1 pseudogene is annotated in these 383 nt (G+C 44.1%); it reads left to right on the top strand.

From position 1 onward, the window contains the following. A pseudogene (locus tag FAY32_RS14760) lies at positions 1–383 on the top strand (MSCRAMM family adhesin SdrC); the annotation flags it as partial.

The following is a 383-nucleotide window of genomic DNA, read 5'->3' as shown; positions in this document are numbered from 1 at the left end:
CTAGTCAAAATCGATTCAGACTCACTCGTCGAAGCCGATTCACTTTCCAAAATCGAAGTTGATTCACTCTCGGCTGTAGAGACAGATTCGGATTCACTAATCAAAACCGATTCAGATTCACTCGTTGAAGTCGACTCGCTTTCTAGAATCGAAGTTGATTCGCTTTCCGCTGTCGAAATAGACTCAGATTCACTGACCAGAATAGATTCCGACTCGGATGTGGATTCACTCTCCGAAAGATACTCGCTCTCAGACTCACTTGTCGAAGCTGACTCGCTTTCTAAGATCGAAGTCGATTCGCTTTCCGCTGTTGAAAGAGATTCGGATTCACTAGTCAAAATCGATTCAGACTCACTCGTCGAAGCCGATTCACTTTCCAAAAT

The organism is Levilactobacillus enshiensis (assembly GCF_007115095.1).
Lineage (GTDB): Bacteria > Bacillota > Bacilli > Lactobacillales > Lactobacillaceae > Levilactobacillus > Levilactobacillus enshiensis.
This window is presented reverse-complemented; position numbering and strand designations above follow the sequence as displayed.